Raw genomic sequence first — 2,517 nt, 5'->3', positions numbered from 1 at the left:
AAACCTCTCCGTATTCTCTCTTAGTCTTGTTCAGAAATCAAATAGGAGTCCTATAGTGTTTTCCAAGTATCCATAATCCAGTGGATAAACGAAGTATGGATAACGTGGATGTGATGTCCCTTTTGGACGATCTATCTTGAGACTACTAACGGCTACAAGCTGATCTAGTTTGAACCAGAAGTCAGTACTATTCCCCATGCCATCAGCTAATACTCAATTGGAAATGTGTAACACAGCCTTGCCCGGAAAACGCCTGTCGAGTAATTTTTGAGCTACGTCAGCTATTTGTGTCCAAGAAGCTTCTAAATCAATGTGAGGACGCAACTGACCGGCTTCTACTAAACTCAAAAGCCGTTTTAGACCGACTGCGGCTGATTCCAATCTCAGTTGATCGAACAGACGTAAACCATACAGGCTTACGCCACCAGTCCCAAAAAATTGAGCGGCGTTGAATGTTACTTCAGATCCCCCAGATACTCCATACAGAACAGTTTTTCCATCTTGTGCCAGTAAGCCAAGGGCTACCCCCAAAGTCTTGCCACCCACTGACTCTATAATTAGATCATAGGGCCCATATTCGTTGGCGGGTGAGAGGTCTTCGCCAATCACCACCGATTGTGCTCCTGCTTCTCTAACTAGAGTCTCATAGCCAGCTTGACGAATGTATGCGACGACGTGCGCCCCTGAAAGCCGCGCCAATTGGATAGCAAAGTAACCAACACCTCCTGATGCACCTGTAACTAGAACTGGACGACCTAACAGCGAACCACCTTTTAGTACTGCATGATACGCGGTTAAACCTGCTACAGGCAGTGTGGCAGCTTGAGCAAAGGATACCGATGACGGCACTTCTGCTAAGGCGTTGGTGGCAACAGACACGAGTTCTGCCCAAGCACCGGCGCGGCGCAAGCCAACTACACGCGTCCCTTGGGGAGGCCCTGAACCATCGGCAGCCGGGGTTTCCACTACACCTGCCAAGTCCCAACCAGGCTGCCAACCAGCCTCAGCAGAGGTTGAACGTTTCACCTCTCCCCGATTCAGAGAAATCGCGGCTACCCGCACTAGAGCTTCATCTGGAGCAGGTGTTGGTGCAGTCACTTCACTGAGTGCCAAACGTCCAACCACATTCGGATCAACAATTACAGCACGTATTTTACTCATAGAGAATGCCCTGGCTTAGAGATGAATTTCTAGATCGGTAGTTCACGATGTACTGCCTACAATAATAAACTCTATAGATTTAGCTAGTCCTTCTTAACCCCAAATCCCTACAATTAAGTTAATGATATTTAAAAATCTACGGTAAGCCGATAGATTTATAGTGATTTTAGGCTGTAGAAAGAAAACTATCACAATATAGACAAAAGAATCAAGCACCCCGCAAAAAGATTTGTTTCATCAATGCTTGCATTTATTGCTACGTAGTAAGCTAGTCGCTGTCAACGTCCTACTCTAAGAGAAGCCGCCTTCCAGCAGTCTAGGGATTTTACTACGTAGTAGACAAGTATTAAAAAGCAACAATTTTATTTTATGAAACTTAAGCGTTATTTATGGATAACTATTTTAACCATAACTGTATTATTAGGTATCATTCTTCCAGGGAGAACTCAGCAACATACGTCATCAAATACCTTATTTCAAACATCTACAATTGGTGCTTTGTCAATAGGTATTTATGAGGGAAATACTAATTTTAAGGAATTGAAAAAATCCGGTAATTTTGGTTTGGGAACAGTAAATTATCTGGATGGAGAAATGATTGGATTAGATGGCAAGTTTTACCAAATAAAATCTGATGGAGTTGCCTCTGTCATTCCTGATTCGATGACAAGCCCTTTTGCGACAGTCACCTTTTTTAAACCCCAAAGATTAATTAATCTAGAAGGGCAGATTAATTATCAACAATTGCTGCACTCGTTAGATCAGCGCTTACCGACTAAAAATTATCCTTATGCTATTCGGATTCAAGGTAATTTTTCTTATCTCAAATTTAGAAGTGTTCCCAAACAAACCCCACCCTATCGTTCTTTGGCAGATGCGATCAAAGAACAATCAATTTTTGAGTTAAGGAACGTCAATGGTACTTTAGTAGGTTTTCGGATGCCCAAATATATGCAAGAAGTAAATGTTAATGGCTATCACTTTCATTTTATAACTGCAAATCGTCAAACTGGAGGACATATTTTAGATGGACAATTTCAAAATGCTAAAGTAGAAGTTGATACTTTATCAAACGTTGAGATAAGTTTGCCGAAAACTGCTGAATTTGACCAAGCTAATTTGGAAAATGGCAAATCTACTGAAGTCAACAGAGTTGAACGGTAACTAAGTATTTTTGGATTAAAGCTATGTCACTACCAGAAACTATTGCAAAACAAAAGGATACCAGTCCTGACTTTTCCCGTTAAGTCTCAAAAAGCTTGCTCATAAAGGATTCTGGTTGAAGAAGAATTCAGAAGTCAGAATTCAGGAGTCAGAATCAAGACGCTCTCTGCGAGACGCTGCGCGAACGCGGAC

The 2,517-nt window shown here is 42.0% G+C and carries 2 protein-coding genes; one reads left to right on the top strand and one right to left on the bottom strand.

Annotation, left to right across the window (positions count from 1 at the left end):
• Positions 1-213 precede the first annotated feature (213 nt).
• A complete protein-coding gene (locus tag PUQ00_RS32670; protein WP_300424156.1) occupies positions 214-1,161 on the bottom strand; it encodes a zinc-binding dehydrogenase in 948 nt (315 codons plus the stop codon).
• Between the two features lie 369 nt (positions 1,162-1,530).
• Here PUQ00_RS32670 and budA point away from each other — a divergent pair, with 369 nt between their 5' ends.
• Positions 1,531-2,325, top strand: a complete 795-nt coding sequence (gene budA / locus PUQ00_RS32665) for an acetolactate decarboxylase (RefSeq protein ID WP_300424155.1) — start codon at positions 1,531-1,533, stop codon at positions 2,323-2,325.
• The last annotated feature ends 192 nt before the right edge of the window (positions 2,326-2,517 follow it).

The sequence above is a fragment of the Nostoc sp. S13 genome (genome assembly GCF_029379315.1).
GTDB lineage: Bacteria > Cyanobacteriota > Cyanobacteriia > Cyanobacteriales > Nostocaceae > Nostoc.
Note: the sequence above shows the minus strand (reverse complement) of the source record. Positions and strands in the feature narration are given on the sequence as shown.